We start from the raw sequence: 3,553 nt of genomic DNA, 5'->3' as shown, positions 1-3,553 counted from the left end.
ATAGGAATCATCCTTTTTACATAGATTATACCCTAGATTTTAGACAGGTTCTAAGAAAGATTAATTCTGAAGTGGAAATTGTACCAGTTGTAACGGATGTTACAATGCAAGAAATGGAAGAGTTAGTAAAAGAAGTGGATCTCATTTTAGATGCGACTGATAATTTCGATACGCGCCTACTTATAAATGACATGTCACAAAAAGAAAATATACCTTGGATATATGGTGGATGTATTGGGAGTTACGGTGTAACGTATACAATTCTTCCGGGGGAAACACCATGTTTTCGCTGCCTAATGGATCATCCTATGGGTGGTGCAACATGCGATACAGCAGGAATTATTCAGCCAGCTGTACAAATGGTAGTTGCTCACCAAGTAACAGAAGCGATGAAAATATTGGTGGACGATTATAAGGCGTTGCGAGGAACAATGTTATCATTTGATATTTGGAACAATCAATGTATCTCATTAAAAGTAAACAGGCAGAAAAAAAGTACATGTCCATCTTGTGGGAATGTACGCACGTACCCAAGTTTAACATTTGGATCACAGATTAAAACTGAAGTGCTATGCGGGCGGAATACAGTTCAAATCCGTCCAGGAATAAAGAGAATTCTTAATTTAGAAGAAATTCAAAAGCGCTTACAAAAAAGCGTGAGTGTCAAAAAAACTCCATATTTACTATCGTTTCTAGTAGATGAATATCGTTTTGTTTTATTTACAGACGGCAGAGCGTTTATTCATGGGACTAATGATATGAAAATGGTAAAACGATTATACGCAAAATATATAGGATGAACAGAAAGAGAGTTTATCCTTATCAAAACGAGGTGAAAAAAGAATGCTAGAAAAACGTAAACCAATTCCAGTAGCAGAAGCAGTTGCACGCATAATGGAGTATGCTCATCAAGGTGAAATAGAAAAGGTTTCTCTTATAGACAGCTACGGTAGAATGCTTGGAGAAGATGTTATTGTAGATCATGATGTCCCGCATTTCGATCGCTCTCCGTACGACGGGTTTGCGATTCGCGCGGAAGATACAAAAGAAGCAAATAGCAGTAACCCGATTCAGTTTGAAGTGATTGGTGAGATCGGGGCAGGTTCTGTTTTTAGAGAAGAGGTGAAAGCATTTCAAGCTGTACGTATTATGACAGGAGCTGCAATTCCAGCAGGATGTAATGCGGTTGTTATGTTAGAGCTAACGGAAGGATTTGAAGAAAAAGAAAAGACTTATATGAAATTAAAACGCTCTTTCGCTGCTGGTGATAACATTTCTTTTAAAGGAGAAGATGTAAAACAAAATGCCATACTTGTGAAAAAAGGGACTTCTATTAACCCTGGAGTAGCAGCGCTTCTTGCTACGTTTGGTTATAGTTCCGTACATGTTGTAAAACAGCCGGTTATTGGAATTTTAGCGACAGGAAGTGAACTTTTAGAAGTACATGAACAGCTTAAACCGGGGAAGATTCGAAATAGTAATTCCTATATGATTGCTGCTCAAATTGAGCGAGCAGGTGGAATTGTACGCTATTATGGACAATTTGCTGACGATTTAGAGACGTGTTATGAGACCGTAAAAAGAGCAATAAAAGAAGTCGATATTTTAATTACAACTGGTGGCGTTTCGGTAGGAGACTATGACTATTTACCTGCTATTTATGAGAGATTACGAGCTAATGTACTTTTCAACAAAATAGCGATGCGACCAGGAAGTGTGACAACTGTAGCTGAGCTAGAAGGAAAACTATTATTCGGTCTATCTGGTAATCCTTCAGCTTGTTATGTCGGATGTGAATTATATGTTCGGCCAGTCATTGGAACATATTTGCATAGAAAAGATCCGCACGTATATCGAGCAGAAGCAATTTTACAGAAAGACTTTCCAAAAGCAAACCCATTTACTCGTTTTGTACGAGGGAAAGTGGAAAGTGTAGATGGAAAATTGCAAGCTACACCAGTTGGTTTAGATAAATCTAGTGCAATTTCTTCACTTGCAGAGGCGAATGCATTTATCGTCCTGCCGGGAGGAACGAAAGGATTTGAAGCAGGAATAATTGTTTCGGTATTATTATTGGAATCGAACATAGGAAGTGAGTGGCCGTGGAAAGAACCACTTCGATCATATAAGTAATAGAAAAATAGATTGCTAACTTATACAAAGGTAAGAGGTGCAAAATGACACATACGTATTATGAAGTAATTGATACACCTATTTCAATTGAAGAAGTTACAAACAAAGTAATTCGGTGTGAGTGTGGTGCGGTTACTACTTTCATTGGTACCGTCAGAGAATTTACGAAAGGACGTCGTACGCTATATTTAGAGTATGTAGCATATAAAACAATGGCGGAAAAACAGCTTGAGAAAATTGGTAATGAAGTAGAAGAGAAGTGGCCTGGGACATATGTAGCAATTACACATCGCATTGGTACATTGGAAATTTCTGATTTTGCTGTTGTTGTCGCCGTTTCAACACCACACCGGAAAGCAGCCTATGAGGCGAACGAATATATTATGGAGCGTATAAAACAAATTGTTCCGATTTGGAAGAAAGAGTTTTGGGAAGATGGTGAGTCATGGATAGGTGATCAGTTAGAGAAAATAGCATATGCAAATGGTGAGTCTGAAAGGGAGATGAGAACATGATTGAAGTACTATTATTTGCACATTTGCAAGAAGAAGCAAGTAAGCCGGCCTTGTACATAGATTGTGAAAATATTACGGTTGCTGAACTAAAGGAAGTTCTCATTAAGAAATACAGCGTAGCGATTTCAAACGAGATAATGGTCGCCGTAAATGAAGAGTATGCAAATGAGGATGACATTATTCAAACTGGCGATGTAGTAGCAATGATTCCGCCAGTAAGTGGTGGTTGATTCTTTTCAGCCTAATCATGTTAGGACGTGATTAGGCTGGAGAGAATGAATATAACTATGCATACATAGGAGGGAACAAGATGAAAAGTCCTAATTTTCAATTAAGTTTACAAACTTCTAATCTAGTTATCGGTTTTATGGTATGGGTTATCTTATCATCATTAATGCCATATATTAAAGCGGATATTCCATTAACTGCGGGACAAATTTCTATGGTCACAGCAGTACCGGTTATTTTAGGTTCTATTCTTCGCATTCCAATTGGTTATTGGACAAATCGTTACGGAGCAAGAAAATTGTTCTTTATTAGTTTTATACTTTTATTATTCCCTGTCTTTTACATTAGTGTTGCCAATTCTATGATGGATTTAATTATTGGTGGATTATTTGTAGGGATTGGTGGTGCTGTATTCTCTGTAGGAGTAACTTCTCTACCGAAATACTTCCCGAAAGAGAGTCACGGTTTTGTAAATGGTATTTACGGTGTGGGTAACGCTGGAACAGCAATTACTTCATTTTTAGCACCTGTAATTGCGACATCAGTTGGCTGGAGAACAACAGTACAGTGTTATTTAGTTTTACTTGCAGCATTTGCACTTATGAACTTTTTATTAGGCGATCGTAAGGAAAAAAAGGTGAATACACCATTAATGGAACAAATAAAAGGTGTATATA

General features: G+C 37.6%; 4 protein-coding genes and 1 pseudogene. All 5 read left to right on the top strand.

What is annotated here, in order from left to right; all coding sequences use genetic code 11:
- The coding region (locus AB3X49_RS19560) for a ThiF family adenylyltransferase (RefSeq protein ID WP_367964168.1) at positions 1–800 on the top strand (800 nt) is incomplete at its 5' end.
- Positions 801–843: 43 nt separating this feature from the next.
- Positions 844–2,133 (top strand): molybdopterin molybdotransferase MoeA, encoded by a 1,290-nt coding sequence (locus AB3X49_RS19555; protein ID WP_016120124.1) that lies wholly within the window; start codon positions 844–846, stop codon positions 2,131–2,133.
- A gap of 44 nt (positions 2,134–2,177) precedes the next feature.
- Positions 2,178–2,648, top strand: coding sequence for a molybdenum cofactor biosynthesis protein MoaE (locus tag AB3X49_RS19550; RefSeq protein WP_367964166.1), 471 nt, complete (start codon positions 2,178–2,180; stop codon positions 2,646–2,648).
- Positions 2,645–2,878 (top strand): molybdopterin converting factor subunit 1, encoded by a 234-nt coding sequence (moaD, locus tag AB3X49_RS19545; RefSeq protein ID WP_002127098.1) that lies wholly within the window; start codon positions 2,645–2,647, stop codon positions 2,876–2,878. Before AB3X49_RS19550 ends, moaD begins: the two co-directional genes overlap by 4 nt.
- 80 nt (positions 2,879–2,958) lie before the next feature.
- Positions 2,959–3,553, top strand: a pseudogene (gene narK / locus AB3X49_RS19540) (nitrate transporter NarK); the annotation flags it as partial.

The organism is Bacillus sp. C30 (assembly GCF_040838255.1).
Classification (GTDB): Bacteria; Bacillota; Bacilli; order Bacillales; family Bacillaceae_G; genus Bacillus_A; species Bacillus_A mycoides.
Note: the sequence above shows the minus strand (reverse complement) of the source record. Positions and strands in the feature narration are given on the sequence as shown.